17 protein-coding genes are annotated in these 16,850 nt (G+C 41.0%); 13 read left to right on the top strand and 4 right to left on the bottom strand.

The window, feature by feature from the left end:
- Nucleotides 1–1,644, bottom strand: a 1,644-nt coding sequence (locus CQA49_RS03140; protein WP_147288648.1) for a methyl-accepting chemotaxis protein, incomplete at its 3' end; no start/stop codon positions are given.
- A gap of 232 nt (nt 1,645–1,876) precedes the next feature.
- On the opposite strand from CQA49_RS03140, the gene CQA49_RS03145 reads away from it, so the two are divergent.
- The 3 genes from CQA49_RS03145 to CQA49_RS03155 are packed head-to-tail and all read left to right on the top strand — an operon-like array spanning nt 1,877 to nt 4,352.
- On the top strand, nt 1,877–2,896 hold the full coding sequence (locus CQA49_RS03145; protein WP_115574518.1) for a flagellar basal body P-ring protein FlgI: 1,020 nt from the start codon (nt 1,877–1,879) through the stop codon (nt 2,894–2,896).
- The gene (locus tag CQA49_RS10600) at nt 2,896–3,267 is read left to right on the top strand and encodes a rod-binding protein (RefSeq protein WP_115574519.1); all 372 of its coding nucleotides are present in this window, start codon (nt 2,896–2,898) and stop codon (nt 3,265–3,267) included. The genes CQA49_RS03145 and CQA49_RS10600 overlap by 1 nt, the downstream gene beginning before the upstream one ends.
- Nucleotides 3,267–4,352 (top strand): PAS domain-containing sensor histidine kinase, encoded by a 1,086-nt coding sequence (locus tag CQA49_RS03155; RefSeq protein WP_115574520.1) that lies wholly within the window; start codon nt 3,267–3,269, stop codon nt 4,350–4,352. Before CQA49_RS10600 ends, CQA49_RS03155 begins: the two co-directional genes overlap by 1 nt.
- A gap of 30 nt (nt 4,353–4,382) precedes the next feature.
- On the opposite strand, the gene CQA49_RS03160 is transcribed toward CQA49_RS03155, so the two are convergent.
- Nucleotides 4,383–4,820, bottom strand: coding sequence for an META domain-containing protein (locus CQA49_RS03160; protein WP_115574521.1), 438 nt, complete (start codon nt 4,818–4,820; stop codon nt 4,383–4,385).
- Nucleotides 4,821–5,054: 234 nt separating this feature from the next.
- Nucleotides 5,055–5,651, bottom strand: a complete 597-nt coding sequence (locus CQA49_RS03165) for an FAD-dependent oxidoreductase (protein ID WP_115574522.1) — start codon at nt 5,649–5,651, stop codon at nt 5,055–5,057.
- Between the two features lie 138 nt (nt 5,652–5,789).
- Between CQA49_RS03165 and rpe the strand changes: the two genes are divergently transcribed.
- The 8 genes from rpe to CQA49_RS03205 are packed head-to-tail and all read left to right on the top strand — an operon-like array spanning nt 5,790 to nt 13,705.
- Nucleotides 5,790–6,431, top strand: coding sequence for a ribulose-phosphate 3-epimerase (gene rpe, locus CQA49_RS03170; protein ID WP_115574523.1), 642 nt, complete (start codon nt 5,790–5,792; stop codon nt 6,429–6,431).
- A 59-nt stretch (nt 6,432–6,490) separates the two neighbouring features.
- Entirely contained in the window at nt 6,491–7,459 is a 969-nt protein-coding gene (locus CQA49_RS03175) for a class 1 fructose-bisphosphatase (RefSeq protein ID WP_258864169.1), read from the top strand.
- Nucleotides 7,460–7,482: 23 nt separating this feature from the next.
- The gene (locus tag CQA49_RS03180) at nt 7,483–7,692 is read left to right on the top strand and encodes a hypothetical protein (RefSeq protein ID WP_115574524.1); all 210 of its coding nucleotides are present in this window, start codon (nt 7,483–7,485) and stop codon (nt 7,690–7,692) included.
- A gap of 37 nt (nt 7,693–7,729) precedes the next feature.
- Nucleotides 7,730–9,754, top strand: a complete 2,025-nt coding sequence (metG, locus tag CQA49_RS03185; protein WP_115574525.1) for a methionine--tRNA ligase — start codon at nt 7,730–7,732, stop codon at nt 9,752–9,754.
- A gap of 50 nt (nt 9,755–9,804) precedes the next feature.
- Entirely contained in the window at nt 9,805–10,596 is a 792-nt protein-coding gene (locus CQA49_RS03190) for a 3'-5' exonuclease (RefSeq protein ID WP_115574526.1), read from the top strand.
- Nucleotides 10,597–10,616: 20 nt separating this feature from the next.
- Nucleotides 10,617–11,831, top strand: a complete 1,215-nt coding sequence (locus CQA49_RS03195; RefSeq protein ID WP_115574527.1) for a metallophosphoesterase — start codon at nt 10,617–10,619, stop codon at nt 11,829–11,831.
- Nucleotides 11,832–11,858: 27 nt separating this feature from the next.
- Nucleotides 11,859–12,191 (top strand): Rieske (2Fe-2S) protein, encoded by a 333-nt coding sequence (locus tag CQA49_RS03200; protein WP_115574528.1) that lies wholly within the window; start codon nt 11,859–11,861, stop codon nt 12,189–12,191.
- Between the two features lie 11 nt (nt 12,192–12,202).
- A complete protein-coding gene (locus CQA49_RS03205) occupies nt 12,203–13,705 on the top strand; it encodes an MBL fold metallo-hydrolase (RefSeq protein ID WP_258864173.1) in 1,503 nt (500 codons plus the stop codon).
- Between the two features lie 36 nt (nt 13,706–13,741).
- On the opposite strand, the gene CQA49_RS03210 is transcribed toward CQA49_RS03205, so the two are convergent.
- On the bottom strand, nt 13,742–14,632 hold the full coding sequence (locus tag CQA49_RS03210) for a dioxygenase (protein WP_147288649.1): 891 nt from the start codon (nt 14,630–14,632) through the stop codon (nt 13,742–13,744).
- Nucleotides 14,633–14,843: 211 nt separating this feature from the next.
- Here CQA49_RS03210 and metA point away from each other — a divergent pair, with 211 nt between their 5' ends.
- On the top strand, nt 14,844–15,725 hold the full coding sequence (metA, locus tag CQA49_RS03215; RefSeq protein ID WP_115574531.1) for a homoserine O-succinyltransferase: 882 nt from the start codon (nt 14,844–14,846) through the stop codon (nt 15,723–15,725).
- An 85-nt stretch (nt 15,726–15,810) separates the two neighbouring features.
- Nucleotides 15,811–16,842 (top strand): ABC transporter substrate-binding protein, encoded by a 1,032-nt coding sequence (locus tag CQA49_RS03220; RefSeq protein ID WP_115574532.1) that lies wholly within the window; start codon nt 15,811–15,813, stop codon nt 16,840–16,842.
- The last annotated feature ends 8 nt before the right edge of the window (nt 16,843–16,850 follow it).

The raw sequence follows: 16,850 nt of genomic DNA on the forward strand, positions 1-16,850 counted from the left end.
TGATGAGCTTATTTCTTCTACTGCTGCAGCTGATTGTTCTAATGAGCTAGCTTGTGCTTGAGATCCATCTGTTAGTCTTTGCATAGAGGATTTGAGCTCATTACTTTGAGAGCTTAGATCTTTTGCAAAGTTTGAGCTTGCACGAAGCATTTTTTTAATCTCTTCACCTAAAGTATTTGTTACTACTTCTACTATACCTTTAGCATCTTTTACTTCAGTAGTAAAATCTAGCTTTGTATAAGAATCAAATACTCTTGCTATCTCATTAGTATCACCACCAATTTTATGCTCTAATACATCAAGCATTGTATTAAGCACATTTTTTAATTCTACTAATTGCGGATTAGCAGGATTTTTAATAATCCTTGCTTTAAGATTCCCACTTTCTATTTCTTTAGCTGTTTGAGCTGATTGTGCAATGGCTTCTTCATCTTGAAGGAGGGATTTTTGAGTGCGGGAGATATTGTCATTAATGATTTGTCCCATTGCACCTAATTCATCTTGAGCTCTAATCTTAATGGTATGCACTTCTTTAGATTCATAATTAAGATAGCGGAAGAAAGATTGAAGGGTGCGGAGGATGATATTTAGGCGATTTGTTAGCGCACTTTTTACGAAAAATAATATCGCAGCTATAATGACTAAAATAACAATAAGGCTTGTAAGCGCAATGATAATCTGCACGCTTGCAAGTGGCGCATATACAACATTTTCTGGCGCAGTTACTGCCATAGCCCATGTGGTGTTAAGCTCTTGTGTGCCGATTTCAAAAGTTTTGATATAAGCAAGCGATTTGTCATTGCTTCCATAATTTACATAATCATACAAGCCTTCGCCCTTGCCTGCCACAACTCCTAGAAGTTTTTGCGCGGTTGGGTCGGGATTAAGCTCTGCAAGATTCCTACCTATGATGTCAGATTTTGGATGGACTGCTATGATACCATCTTGAGTAAGCACAGAGCGGACATTGCGCTCATAAATATCAAATTGTGGATTAAGCAAAAAGTCTGACATCATCTTCAAATCCACAATATTCCCTAGCACCGCAACCATATTACCTTGAGAATCAAAAAGCGGTGTGGTAACATTCACGCCTAAAAAGCTTTTGCCATTAACATGCATTTGCAATGGCTTACCAATGCGCGCCTTTTTAGAATCTAGCGTATATTTAAGCGCTGGAAAATCCGCAATCGCATCATCTGCTTGCATAAGCGTAGCGTTTGTTTTATTTTCTGTGTAATATGAAATAATTGTCTTGCCACTTTTTGTTTTATATAGCGGATTGTTCGCTTGCAGTGGCGCGGTGAAATACACATACGCGAAGTTGCTCCATTTTGAGTTATTAAGCACATCTTGCAAAATGCGTCCGATTTTCTTATCCGCATCAGATTCGCTAAAATCTATGCTGTGCTCTATAATCTCGTGTGTAGTGAGAAGTGAGGAAACCGTACCATCAAGATTTGCCTGCACATAGTTGGCATAGCGCAAGGTGTTGGCTTCTAGAATCTTATTAATATCTGTGGTGATTTCATCTCTTACCTGTTTGCTAATGATAATTGAAAGTGCGAGAATCCCCGCGAGCAAAAAGAATGAAACAATACCAACGATCTTTGTTCCGATTTTAAGATTTGAAAAAAATGTCATGTTGCACCCCCTCCATTTTTGCGTAACATAGAAAAATTAATAAAGCGTGGATTCTAGTATAATTTTTTTAAATTTTTTATTAAATTAAGAAAATTTTATATTTTAAATTACAAAGTTACCCAAATAGCGCCTGTGCCTAAATATAACCTCAAGGAATGTAATTTGCTTAATTTATACATATGATTTTCTAAGGATAGATTCTTAAAAACTCTCAAGGCGAAGGATTGCTAAAATGAAAAAAACTCTACTTTTATTTGGTGCGTGCTTGTGTTTTGTATGCGCGCAAAAGGTTTCCGATCTCGCGCAAATCGTGGGAATCCGCGAAAACTCGCTTATTGGCTATGGCTTGGTGATTGGGCTAAATGGCAGTGGGGATAAAAATGGCTCAAAATTTACCGCGCAAAGCATGGCAAATATGCTTGAATCTATGAATGTCAAGCTCTCGCCAAATGACATAAAATCAAAAAATGTCGCCGCGGTGATGGTGACAGCAAATATGCCTGCTTTCGCAAGGCAGGGCGATAAAATCGATATACAAGTCTCTTCCATCGGCGATGCGAAGTCTATCACTGGAGGCACGCTTGTGCTCACACCTTTAAGCGCGGTAGATGGGAATATCTACGCCCTCGCACAAGGCGCGCTCACGCAAGGCAACACTGAAAACACGCTTTCTGCCACACTCATTGGCGGTGCGACGATTGAGCGTGAAATTGCTTATAATATTTCACAATTAGAATCTGCGACTTTAAGCCTCAAAAAATCCGACTTGCAAAATGCGGTGAAAATCCAGCAAGCACTCAATGAGACTTTTAATGGCAATGTCGCTTCCGCGCAAGATTCCCGCACGATTAGGCTCAATAAACCAGAGGTTATGAGTATGGTTGAGTTTTTGGCACTTGTGGAGGAAGTGGAGGTGGATTATCTGCAAAAACAGCGCGTGGTGATTGATGAAAAAAGCGGGACGATTATCGCCGGGCTTGGAATCACGATTGAGCCAATTGTGCTAACGCATGGGGATTTGACGCTTAAAATCTCACAAGATTCTCAAGAAGATCCCAACGCGCTAAATTTAGGCGATGATATAAGTATCTCGCAAACGCAAAATACACTTTCCACAAATGGCAAAAAGCCAACCCTTGCAAATGTCGTGCGGGCGCTGCAAAAAATGGGCGCAAGTCCTAAAAACATCGTCTCAATCCTAGAGACAATGAAGCGTAGCGGGGCGATAACAGCCGAAATCGAGGTGATATAATGGATCTAACAACAAATGCGCTCAATGCCTACCAAAGCGTGCAAAGCGCAACAACTTTGCAGAATCTAAAATCCGCGCAAAACGCGCAGGGTGCAAAAGGCGCGCAAAATGCAAAAGATTCAAAAACTTCACTGCAAAAGATTCAAGCAAATGAGGATAAGGCACTAAGGGAGCAGACAGATAATTTTGAGGCGCTGTTTTTGCAGATTATGCTAAAAGATGCGATAAAAAATGAGAATCCACTCTACCCAAAACAGCCCGGCAGCGACATTTATCACTCTATGTATATAGAAAATCTTGCGCAAAATTTAAGCGGCTCATTTGGGTATTCTGAACTTTTATATAATTATCTTAAAGAGCAGCAACGCTAATGCCACAGGAAAACGAAAGCCTTATCAACCAAAAGCTTATTGAGAGTTTGGATTCCCAAGATAAGCAAAAGGTGCTAGATTCCCTAACAGAGCTAATAGAGGCAAGCTATAAAATCGAGGTAGAATTACACGCGCTCAAAGACTTTCATCATAATTTTGTAGAGATTTTGCCCCAAGCGGTGTGGGTACTGGAATCTAACAACACAATTTCTTTCCAAAACAACGAAGCCTATAATTTAGACGAGGTGTTGCATATTGTTAAAAATAGCCTGATTGTCTCTGATATAAAAACTGGGCAATTTTATGAAAGTGAGCTTGAATGCAAGGGTAGCGCGTATCTTTTGCGGATTAATTCTTTGCGTAATAAAATCGTCATTACCGCCACTGATATCACCAACCAAAAGCGTCAAGAGCGCCTCGCATCTATGGGGCAGGTCTCCGCGCACCTAGCCCATGAAATCCGCAATCCTGTGGGCTCAATCGCGCTTCTTACCACCACTTTATTAAAAAGCAAGGATATCCAAACGCAAAACACCGCGATTGAGATTAAAAAATCCTTATGGCGGATTGAGCGCCTTATCAACGCCACGCTACTATTTTCTAAAGGCATTAGTAGCAAGAATCAAAGGGCGTGCAAACTGCGCGATTTTAAGGAGGAACTGCAGACTTGCATTAGTTATTACACCTACAGCGCGCAGATTGAGTTTGTGTTTGGCAAAGCATTTGAAGGCGATGAGGAAATTTTTGTAGATTTTGATTTGTTTAGTATTGTGTTGCAAAACTTTGTTTTTAACGCCATTGATGCGATAGAAGAGCTTGATGAAAGCGAGCATAGCGGGCGTGTGGAGATTGACTTTGCACGTGAAGGTGGGAAAAGTATCTTTTATATCAGCGACACAGGCAAGGCGATTGAAGATAAACGCATACTTTTTGAAGCCTTTAAAAGCACCAAACTTAAGGGCAATGGCTTAGGGCTAGCGCTAAGTCAGCAGATTATCCGCGCGCACAATGGAAACATAACGCTCAAAGAGAGTGAGGGTAAAAAGACTTTCATTATAGAGATTGCAAATGAGCAAGGAGCGTGATTAGCGCTTAAGATTCTGCAATTTAAAAATTTATTTTCTTTTCCTAAAAACCGCAGTGAGAGAATCTTTTTCTAACACCAATTCATCATTTTTGAGTGCGATTTGTGCGCCACCATTGCCAAAAAAGTGCAAAAGCGCGTCCTCTACTTTCATGCTTTTTGGATCACAGAGCTTTTTTGTCACGCCGACATTTTCAAAAAGGATCTTATTTCCGCTCATTTTATACGCCCCAAAAACCCCGTTGCAGCCTAGATTCCCGTTAAATTCATTTTCTTTAATGAGAATCTTTGCTTCATTTGGATTTGGCAGTTCAAAAAATTCGCCATTTTGGCTTAGGATATACAAATGCCACTGCGTGTTTAGCACCTCGCTATGCGCCATTTTATCCTCATCGCACGCGCTAAAACTAAGCGCAAAAACAAAGCCCACAAAACCAACCGCTACTTTTTTACCTAAAATCCGCAACAATGTTAATCCTTACAAAATTTTTTCTTATTTAAAGCACAAAAGATTCCATAAATTTAAGAGAAACTTAGAATCTAAAAATTTTAATCAACAAAAAAAGACAGAGTATGCGCGCGAAAGCGAAGTGCAACGAAGTTGGAGCGGAGCTTTGGCGGACTTGTTCGCCAAAGTGATACATTTAAAAGGAATAGGGAGCGGGATTCACTCCCGCGGAGACGATACAATAAAATGTAATCTCTACTTCCTTGAAGTTGGTGTGTCATGCACGATTGTAACTTCGCCTTTAATATCGCTAAGTAGCGCACATGCTGCCTCACTACCACTTCCCATAGCGCAAGCCACCATTGTTGTAACACCTGATGCAAGCCCTGCTACAAATACGCCCGGTTTTACCTCTTGGCGCCCGCTAAATTCTAGGCGGATTTTGTTTGGTTTATTCATCAAATTATGAGGCTTTACGATATCGCCAAATCCTTTGATGTCAAATCTGCTCGCACCTGTGGCTAAAATCACATATTCACTTGCCACTTCAAAGCCTTCACCCTTTGTCACAAACGCGCCTTTTGCGCCGCTTACTTCTGTCACACTTCCGCTAATGTATTTTACTTGCAAAAGAGAATCTATTTGCTTTTTTGTATGCTCGATGATTTGTGCGCCTTCAATTGCTTTTGGGAACATTGGCACATTGTAAATCGCCACTGCTTTCAAATCCGCCTTGTCATCATCAATAATTGTAATATCAAAGTCAAGCTCTGCGTTTTTTGCTGATGCTAAAACAAGCGCTGCGCTTAGTCCTGCGATACTTCCGCCAACGATAACTACTGATTTTTTCATGTTTGTCCTTTTGTGTAATTTTAAAAGGCTGCAATCTTAATACAAACTCCTTACTTTTTATTAAACAAAAATTATTTTCTGCGCTTAAAAACCTTTGGCTATAATTACGCTTTTACAAAGCCACAAAAAGGAGGGCGTATGCTTGTCGCGCCGAGTTTGCTATCTGCGGATTTTTTAAATCTAGCTAAAGAAGTGGAGAAAATCTGCGCCACAGAATGTGATTATTTGCATATTGATGTGATGGATGGGCATTTTGTGCCAAATCTAACCATCGGTCCCTTAGTCGTTGAAAAAATCGCAAAAGTCGCCACAAAGCCACTAGATATTCATCTAATGACGAAAAATACCGAATTTTTTGTCTCGCTTTTTGCGCCACTCAAGCCGGCGTTTTTAAGCGTGCATATTGAGGAAGTGACGCATTTAGATAGACTTATAAACCTTATCAAATCCTATGGAATCAAAGCTGGCGTGGTGCTAAACCCGCATACAAATATAGAATCTTTGCGCCATTTGCTTCCGAGCTTAGATTTGGTGCTTTTGATGAGCGTTAATCCGGGCTTTGGCGGACAAAGCTTTATCCCTTATGTGGCGGAGAAATTACGAGATTTGCGGGCTTTGCGTGATAAAATTGCACCAAATTGTTTGCTTGAAGTTGATGGCGGTGTGAGTGATAAAAATATCGCGCTTTTAAAAGAATGTGGCGCGGATATGGTCGTGGCTGGGAGCTATGTGTTTTCAAGCGATGATTATAAGAGCGCGGTTTTGAGGCTTAAAGTCTAGCTAAAGGCTTGCGTGTTACAATATGCGTTTATTTTTTGAGAGAAAAAGAGGGAGAAAAAATGATTGAAAGCATTTTTGCGACGCTCAAATCCTGCGCGCTTGAGATTGATACGCTACTAAAAAACCCAAGCACAGATTATCTTTCCTCGCAAAATTCAAGCGGTGATACGCAGCTAAAGGTTGATGTGGAGGCGGATAAGCTCATCGAAAAGGCGCTTTTAGCACTTGCATGTGTCAAAGGCGTATGCAGCGAAGAAAAAAACCAAGCAGTTTTTAAAGGGCAGGATTCTAAAGATTCCAAACAACGCGATAGAATCCAAGATTCTTATCAACCAAAAAACGCCGAGTATGCGCGCGAAACGAAGTGGAGCGGAGGCGAAGCGGAATTTACTTCCGCGCAGACGATACAATCTGAAGGAATATATATCATTGCTTACGACCCGCTTGATGGCTCTTCGCTCATTGATAGCAATCTAAGCGTTGGGAGCATTTTTGGAATCTATAAAGATTCTCTAGAATCTAAAAATCTCGTAGCCGCGGCGTATGTGCTTTATGGTCCGAGATTAGAGATTGTTTTGGCGCAAAAGGAAGTTGAGCATTTTCGCTATTGTGGCAATGCATGGGAAAAAATCGGGAATCTGCGCTTAGGTAAAAAAGGCAAAATCAACGCGCCCGGTGGCACGCAGGCAAATTGGGAATCTAAGCATAAGCAAATGGTAGATTCTCTTTTTTCGCAAGGCTATCGTTTGCGCTATTCAGGCGGTATGGTGCCGGATTTGCATCAGATTCTTATTAAAGGAGGAGGGCTTTTTAGCTATCCAGCCACAAGTGACGCAAAAGAGGGCAAATTAAGAAAGCTTTTTGAAGTTTTCCCTTTTGCATTTATCTATGAGCGCGCGGGTGGAGTGGCGAGTAATGGCAAAGTCCGCCTTTTAGAGCTAGAATGCGCGCATATCCATGATACGACGCCTTGCTTTTTTGGCAGTAGCGAAGAAATGGCGCTGGTAGCAAAAACTTATCAAAACTAAATTTATTTTAAAGGAGATTTTTCATGCAAGCACAAGAGCAAATACAAATCGATAGCTTTAGCCAGCATCTAAATGATGAAATAAGAATCCTGCAATCCTGCCAGCAAGAAAATAATTTGGCTTCCTGCATGCCTTGTAATTCTTTTCTTTCTTGCCAAAAGCGCAAGGACTATGTCAAGGCAGTGTATGACAATCTCAATAAAGGACAAGATGGCGCGTTTGATTTTAACTAGATTCTAATCGCGCAAGATTTTAAGTTAAGGAATATCTATGCAAAAAACCTATATCACCTCGCCAATTTATTATGTCAATGATGTGCCACATATCGGGCATGCTTACACGACAATCCTTTGTGATATGCTTAAAAAATACCGCACACTTTTGGGCGAAGAAGTCTTTTTGCTCACAGGCACTGATGAGCATGGGCAAAAAATCGAGCTTTCTGCTAAAAAGCACAACCAAAGCCCGCAAGATTTTGCAGATTCTGTAAGCGCGAAATTCCGCGCGATTTGGGAAGAGTTTGACATCGACTTTGATTACTTTGTCCGCACGACAGATGCGAGCAACTGCACCGCCGCACAAACTGCCTTTAGTAAAATGTATCAAAAAGGCGATATCTACAAAGGCGAGTATGAGGGCTTTTACTGCGTGTCGTGTGAAACGCATTTTGGGAAATCACAAGTTATAGATAATAAATGCCCTGATTGTGGCAAGGAAGTAAGCACCATTAAAGAAGAGAGCTACTTTTTTGCGCTTTCACGCTATCAAGAGGCGCTTTTAGAATGGTATGAGCGCGAACCAAATGTGATACAGCCCGCGCACAAGAGAAACGAAGTCATCAAATTTGTAGAATCTGGCTTGCATGATCTCTCCATCACGCGCACAAGCTTTGAATGGGGCGTGAGCGTGCCAAAAGAGCTTAATGATCCTAAGCATATTTTGTATGTGTGGCTTGATGCGCTGATAAGCTACATTAGCGCGCTTGGCTGGGGAAATGAGACAATCGATCCTACAAGAGCGCAAAAAGGCGCACGCACAGAGCTTGGCAAAAAGATAGCTTCCCAACCTTTTGCAAGTGAATTTTGGGAAAATGCCACGCATATTGTCGGAAAGGATATTTTGCGCTTTCACGCAGTGTATTGGCCTGCGTTTTTACTAAGCCTAAATTTGCCTTTGCCAAAGCATATTTACGCGCATGGCTGGTGGCTGTGCGAAGGGCAAAAAATGAGTAAAAGTATCGGCAATGTCATCAATCCAAAAGAAGTGGCGTTAAAATATGGCTTAGAAGTGTTGCGCTATTTTTTGGTGCGTGAAGTGCCTTTTGGGCAAGATGGCGATTTTAGCCAAAAAGCGCTTGTTGAGCGGGTGAATTCTGATTTGAGCAATGATATTGGGAATCTGCTCAATCGCCTTTTGGGTATGGCGGAAAAATATTTTGCACTGCAAGTGCAAAGCACGCAAATTGCGAGCTTTTACCCAAAAGAGTTGGAATCTCTAAACCAAAAAATCGCGCAGTATCAAAACTTTATGGAGCAAATGCAACCACACAACGCGCTTAACGAGCTTTGGCAGATTTTAAGCATTGGGAATGTGAGCATTAGCACCTACGCCCCTTGGAATCTAATGAAAGAAAACAAGGAGCAAGAAGCGTGCGCATTGTTGGCACTCATAGCAAATATTTTATACAAAGTAAGCCTTTGCCTCTATCCTGTAATGCCACAAACTGCGACAAAAATCGCGCACTCACTTGGGCGTGAGATTAGCGCGCAGGATTTTGCATATATGATTAAAGAAAATGGCGTGATTGAAACATTTAGTTTAGAAAAAATCCCGCCACTTTTCCCGCGCATTGAGAATCCTAGCGTGCAAGATTCTAAACAAACAAAGCCCGCACAAGATTCTAAAGCGCAGGATTCTAAGAAACAAGATTCTAAGGATTCTAAAACGCTAGATTCTAAAAACGCGCAAAATCTCATTAGTATCGATACTTTTAAAGAAGTCGATTTGCGCGTGGGGCTTGTGATTGAGTGCGCGCGTGTGGAAAAGAGCGAAAAACTTTTGCGCTTTTTGATTGATTTGGGCGAGGAGAAGCCACGACAGATACTTTCTGGCATCGCGCAGTATTATGAGCCACAGGATTTGGTGGGCAAAAGCGTGTGCGTGGTGGCAAACCTAAAGCCTGTCAAGCTCATGGGATTGATGAGTGAGGGAATGATACTAAGCGCGCAAGATGAAAATGGGCTAAACCTGCTCGGCGTGCAGGGGAGCAAAAATGCGGGTGCAAAAATTTCATAAAAGTTTAGATTCCATAAAATTTCTTAATATCTAGGGGGTTAAGAGGTGCTATGAGTTTGAAAACTGCCATTTCTGCAAACACGCTCAAAGGCTTCAATGAGCTGCTTAATAAGCTTTGTGCTACGCCACTTGAAAAAAGCGTGTTTGAAAGCCATTTGCAAAATATCGGCGGACTTTTTAGCGATTTAGACACACAGCGCGAGATTCTGCGCGCGTTTGGATTCCCTATTATTGAGAGAGAGGATAAGATTTTTTTAAGCACGAAAAATCTTAGCTTAAGCGAGGCGAACTTTTGCTTTGTGGATATTGAGACTACAGGTGCAAAAGCGCATGAACACGAGATTATCGAAATTGGTGCGCTAAAATATAGAAATGGAGAGGTGATTGAGCGCTTTGAAAGTTTCATCTACGCGCCTTTTGTGCCACAAGAGATTACACACCTAACCGGCATAAGTGCTAAAGATTTGCAAAATGCCCCGCGCGCAGATGAGATTCTAGCGCGATTTCGGCTGTTTTTGCAGGATTGCATTTTTGTGGCGCATAATGTGAATTTTGACTATGAGTTTTTAAATGTGAGCTTTCAAAAGCACAATCTCCCCGGGCTACTATGTCCTAAGCTTTGCACGATTGAGCTTGCGCGCAAAAGTATTCTTTCCCCGCGCTATGCGCTAAGTTTTTTAAATACCTTTTTAGGTATCAACACCCCAGCAAGCCACCGCGCGTATGCTGATGCGCTCACTTGCTTGGAAGTGTATAAAATCGCTTCTTTGTGTTTGCCAGATTCTGTGAAAAGCGTGCAGGATTTGATTGATTTTAGCAAAGGACGCAAGCAAGTTTTGTGAATCTAACTTAAGGAGTTTTTATGGATACGACGCTTCCAGCATTTCAAATGCAAAATTTTTATTTCCCTGCCATTGGTATTGTGGCATTTGCACTCTTGCATTTTTATGTGTATAAGGCGCTTTTAAAAAGCCTCGCCACCACGCCACTTTTCAAGGCATTTTGGCTAGGTTTTAGCGTGCTAAATATGCTTGGCTGTGGCTTGTATTTTATCTTTATGCATACTGGACTTGGCTCGCAAGCTGCGTATTTTTTGATGTCGCTTGCGGTAGGCATGGCGTTTTGCTTGTTTATTATTACTTTACTTTATCAAGTCTGCTCGCTTGCAATTCTTGCTATAGAGCCAAAGCACAAGCGCGCTAGAGTGCGTTTTTGGCTCAAAAGAGCGATGGGGATTTTAGCGCTTATCTTTATTATTTATGGCGTTGTCAATGGCGTGCAAAAGCCAAAGGTAAAGGAAATAGAGGTGCAAATCGCGGGATTGCAAAATGAGCTAAAGGCTGTGCAGTTAAGCGACTTGCATATCGGGGGCATTATAGAATCTTCGCGCGTCAAAGATATCGTAGAGCGCGTGAATGCGCTAGAACCTGATGTGATTTTTTTAACCGGCGATATTGTGGATTCTAAGCTTGCAAATGTGGTGGGCGCTGTTGATGAGTTGAGGCATTTGAGCGCACGCTATGGCGTGTATTATGTGCTTGGCAATCATGAGTATTTCCACGAGGTGAAAGAGATTTTGCAAAAAATGCGCGATTTTGGCTTTATCGTCCTTGAAAATGACACGCATATTTTACAGACAGAATCTTCGCAGATTCTCATCGCTGGCATTAGGGATTTAGTCGGTGTGCGCCCGGCATTTAGCGCGCTAGAGCTAAAGCCTGATGTGCGCGGGACTTTGTTTCAAGCGCTAGAGCAAAGCGCAGGGCTAGATTCTCACACACCTATCATTTTGCTTTCTCATCAGCCAAAGGTTATCGAGGAGTTGGAATTTATCAGCCTTGAGGAGCCAGAGCTTACGAAAAATATCGCGCTTATTTTAAGCGGACACACGCATGGTGGGCAGATTTTCCCATTTTCGCTTCTTGTGTTGTTGCAGCAGCCACATATCAAAGGGCTTTTTGATGTGGAAAATTTGCCAAACACAAAGCTTTATATCAATCAAGGCACAGGCTACTGGGGACCACCCATGCGTGTAGGAAGTGAATCTGAAATCACACTTTTGCATCTTAAGCCATAAAAACATTCTAAATTTAAGGAGGAAACAATGAAGCTAGCGAATATAAAAGACTTAAAAGAGGGGATAAATGAAATAAATTTGCACAAAGATAAATTTTTTGTGTATAAAAATAAAGAGGTAATCAAGGTTTATGATTCCATCTGCCCACATCAAGGGGCGAGGCTACATACAGATGGAGGCGAAATTTATTGTAAAGTGCATAATTGGCGTTTTAATAAAAGTGGAGAATCTAGCAATATCCAAAATGCTAGTCTCTCTGAATACCCGCATAAGATAGACAAAAATGGTGATATATATATATATATATATCAGACATCTCAAAGCAAAACAATACCTCAAATGTATCTAAAGGCAATTTAGATTCCACAACAATTACTCTACATTCCCATGCCTGCTTAGAATTTAAATATAAAGATTTTAGTTTTGTGTGTGATCCTTGGATTGATGATTATGCGTTTTTTGGCGCGTGGAGGCATTATCCAGCACCTGTTATTAAGGCTTGCGAATTAGCACCCAGCGCGCTTTATATCTCACATGAGCATAGCGATCACTGCCATATAGAATCGCTCAAGCAAATAGACAAAAATATTCCTGTTTTTATACCGCAGTTTTCAAATGGGAGGCTAGAGAAGATTCTTGCTAATTTGGGGTTTAAGAATGTCATTAGCTTAGAATTTGGCAAGCGTGTGAAAATAGTCAATGATTTTTATGTCACTATTTATGAGCCAGCTTCATTGTGGAATGATTCTCAAATACTCTTAGAAATAAATGGCTTTAGAATCCTAAACATAAATGACGCAGGGATTAATCATAGAATCCAAAGGGAAGTGCAATCTGTGGATATGATATGTGCTGCATTTTCACCCGGTGCGTCTGGCTATCCTGCTACTTATACGCATTTGACGACGCAAGAAAAGATTGAAATTTATGAAAAGAGCAGAAAGGCTACGCTTGATATGCTTTTTGAGGCTTGTCAATTATATAACGCGACATATTTCTTGCCTTTTGCCTCTCATTTTATTTTAAACCACCCCGAGCATATTAAGTATATGAAAATTATCCGAAAAAATACAATTTATGATGTGATCAAACGCTTTGAAAATAGTAATGTAAAAGTAATAGATTTGCTAGCAGGAGATAGTTTCAGCGAAAATAAAATTATAAAACAGCCTAGAAGCCCTAATCTTTATAACACAGATTCTATCATTAAGTATATTAATGATAATTTTGACAAAGAAAGATTTGACAAATACTATCCAAGCAAAGAGGAATATAAATACGATAAAGATATGGTTTTGGCGTATTTTATGAATCTTAATTTAATCCCAGAGATGCAATTTTGCGAGGATTTAAATGTAAGCGTATATCCAGATTCTGATAACTTAAAAGCTTTTTCATTTGAGGTTAGGAATGGATATTTAGAGCTACTAGACACTCACATAGAAAGCCCGAATCTAACAATTAAGATTCCAAGTGAAATTCTTATGTATATTGTCAAAAATAACGAGTCATGGGACGAGGCAACGATAGGATATTGGTGTGAGTTTAGTAGGAATCCAGATATTTATCACACAGAATTTTGGCGCATACTGCAAGCACCTTTTTATCTTAAAGGACTTGGGCTAAAAAACCAAAAGCAAAATCTAGCTTTCATTGATGAGAATAGCAATGTGGCTATGGTTTTAGAAAGTTTAGGGAATGAGGGGCAAAAGATACTTTCTCGCTATGGCTTGTATTGCCTTAGCTGTAATAAAGCCCCAGCAGAGAGCTTAACTCACGCTTGCAATATGCATGGTATCAGTAACACAAGAGCGCAAAGAATGATAAAAGAGCTCAATGTGCATTATTTGAGTAAGCTAAATTGTGAAAACTAGATTTGCGCTTTGGCTGGATTCTGGGTTTGAAAATTTTTAGTGCAAAAAATAAGAAGTCATTGATACACTGCCTAGCGCGATTTCTTCATTAAAGACTTCTACTTTTCTTGCGTGGTTGGGATTTTTGCTTCCATGCCATGCGCCAAGTGCTAAAATAAGCGGGTAAAAATGTTCCAAAGTCGGCACTGCACGCTTAAAATCTGCCATTTTTGGACTTTGTAAAATCGCCTGCATTGCGCTAGATAAATCTTTAGAATCCGCCGCGCTGGATTCCCTGTTAGATTCCGCATTAGAATCCGCACAATCGTGCAAAATCGCCTCTTTAATAAACGCATCAAAGCGCAAGGCATAATCCTTTGGCGCATTGCTAAAATCGCCTAAATTATGCACGACATTTCCACTTGCTATAATACAAACCCCTTGTGCGCGCAAAAATGCAAGCGCCCTACCTATCGCAAATGCTTCATTTATACTAAGCCCCACAGGCGCGCTTGCCATGATGATAGGGATTTCCGCCTTTGGATACAGGTGCAAAAGCACGCTCCACGCACCATGATCAAGCCCCCAAGAATTATCAATATGCACCTTTTCACCAAGCTTTTCTTTTATTTCCATCGCTAGATTCTGTGCACCTTGCGCGTTATAGCGCACTTCATAGAGTTCTTGTGGGAATCCATACATATCATAAATCATCGGTATCGCCCCATCTTGTGCGCGCATGGCAAATTCACGCGTAATCCAATGCGCGCTTATGACAAGCAACGCCTTTGGTTTGCCGTATTCTTGCGTGATGCGCTCGCCCAAAGCGTTTAGATTCTCGCTAAAAACACCTTGTGTGATGGCATTCATAGGTGAGCCATGCCCGATAAAAAGCACAGGCATAGGCTTTGAAGTATTTTGCAAAGGTGAAAAAGTCGCACTAGTCATAAAAGTAACCTCTAAAATTTTTACGCGCAATTCTGCCTTAAAATCTTAACAAAAAGACTCTACAATTTTTTAAAAACACAATATGTATTTTGAAAAATTGTAACACTCTACTAAAATTTTTTACAAATTTTTACAAAACACATATTGTATTTTCAATTTTTTGTATAATCAACTCACCAAAAGTATTTTTTACTTTTCAAGGAGCAAAACAATGCCTTTAATCGTGCCTGAGAATATCCCAGCTTTTTCTATCCTGCAAAAATGGGCTTTTGTGATGGGGGACAAAAGAGCGCTAAGTCAAGACATACGCCCTTTGCGCGTGCTGATTTGCAATCTTATGCCAACAAAGATAGAGACAGAAAATCAGATTCTCTCTCTCCTTGGCAATTCCGCCCTGCAAGTGGAAATCACGCTGCTTGCGACCAAAAGCTATGTGGGGAAAAACACGCCACTAAGCCACTTAGAGCGTTTTTATGTGAATTTTGAGGATATTAAGCATGCGCGCTTTGATGGCGCGATTGTGACAGGTGCGCCAATTGAGCATTTGGACTTTGAGAGTGTGAAATACTGGCGGGAGGTGGGGGGGATTATGGATTTTTTAAAAGAATCTTGCACAAGCACAATGTATCTCTGTTGGGGCGCGATGGCGGGCTTATACCACTTTCATGGGATTGAAAAAATCGCGCGTAAAAGCAAGCTTTTTGGCGTTTTCCCACATTTGCAAAAGAGCCAAGATGTGCTTTTGGGCGGGCTTGATGATTTGGTGTTGATGCCTCATTCTAGGCATTCTCATATCAATGAAAAGCAAGTGGCGCAAAATCGCGCACTTAGCGTGCTTTTGCAAGGAAAGCAAAGCGGGATAAGTGCGCTTAAAGATTCTAAAGATATTTTTATCTTAGGACACCCAGAATACGCGCGCGAAACGCTTTTAGGCGAGTATGAGAGAGATAGGGCAAAGGGACTAGAAATCGCTGCGCCAAAAAACTATCTCAAAAATGGCAAGCCTGTGCTTTCGTGGCGGAGCAGTGCGAGTGTGATTTTTACTAACTGGCTAAATTTTTATGTTTATCAAAATACGCCTTATGAGTTGTAGAATTCCAAGGCATTTCCAAACCTTAAAATTAACTGAATAATAAAATTCAAAGAAAAAAAGAGTTTCTCTTAAAAAGGAGTTTTTCATGGCAAAAAAGATCATGGACAGAAGGACATTTTTTTATCACAGCGGTGCGTTGCTTTCGTCATTTGGATTGCGCGCATTAGGCGGTGGTGTAGGGCTTAGCGCGCTTAGTTTTTTGAATGCTAAAGATTTTCAAGCAAGCGCGCCAAAGATTGGATATTTGCCTATTACGGATCATTTGGTGGTGATTGCAAAGGAGCTTCAAAATGCAAATTTCACACCGCTCAAATTTTCTTCATGGGCGGATTTAAGCGAGGCATTGCGCGCAGGGGCAATTGATGGGGCGTTTATCCTTACACCTTTAGCGCTCAAGCTCAAATCTCAAGGCGTGGCGATAAAAGCGCTTTTTGCCACACATAGGAATGGCTCGGCGTTGGTTGTGAAAAAGGGGCTTTTGCAAAATACAGATGAGAATACAAAGCATGATCCTACTTTGCTAAGGGGTAAGAAAATCGCGATTCCTAGCAGATTTTCAACGCATTATCTCTTGCTTGGTGAGCTTTTGGCGCAGGCAAATCTTAGCCCAAAAGATGTGAATCTCATCGATATGGCGCCACCAGAGATGCTTTCTGCTCTTAGCAATGGGAGCATTGATGGCTTTATCGTGGCAGAGCCTTTTTGCTTTGCAGCACAAACGCGCAAGCTCGCTGATGTTTTTGCGCTTTCAAAAGACATTAGCAACAATCACATTTGCTGTGTGCTAGCGCTCAATGAAAACCTCATTGCTACGCGCGCAAATGAAGTGCAGGCTTTAAGCGAGGCGTTTTTACAAACCGCACATTTTATTAAGGAGAATCCAGCCAAAGCAGCCGAACTTAGCAAAAAATTCCTAGGGCAAAAGGTTGAGCTTATCGCTTCGCTTTTAGCGCAAGATAGGCGCGTGGTGTATGAGAATCTTAAGCTTACACAAAATGACTTAGACAAAACGCTTAAAGATATCAAGCGTTTTGAAGTAGGCGCGTTTGATGTGGGGTTTGAAGAGTTTGTGGATTCTCGCTTTGTCGATGCAGTTTTAGCGCGCAACCAAAAATAGGTATAAAA

It is taken from the genome of Helicobacter sp. MIT 00-7814 (assembly GCF_003364115.1).
GTDB lineage: Bacteria > Campylobacterota > Campylobacteria > Campylobacterales > Helicobacteraceae > Helicobacter_F.